The 216-nt window shown below is 72.7% G+C and carries 1 pseudogene; it reads right to left on the reverse strand.

Going from position 1 to position 216, the window contains the following annotated elements:
• A pseudogene (locus tag B2J89_RS22400) lies at positions 1-216 on the reverse strand (peptidase M48); the annotation flags it as partial.

Genomic DNA, 216 nt, shown 5'->3' on the forward strand with positions numbered 1-216 from the left:
AGCACATCGGTGCCGGGTCGGGAGAGCACGCGCGCGCGCGCCGCCACCATCGCGTGCTCGAGCGTCGGCGCGGGCGCCGCCGTGCTGCTGCCCGGCGGCTGGCGCGCGTGCATGTCGGCGATGCGCTGCGTGGTCAGCGGGTGGCTGCGCAAATAGGGCCAGGAGCCGTTGTCGTTGAGGCGGTTGGCCTGCTGCAGCTTGTCGAACATGCTGACG

This window comes from Acidovorax sp. SRB_24, from assembly GCF_012931925.1.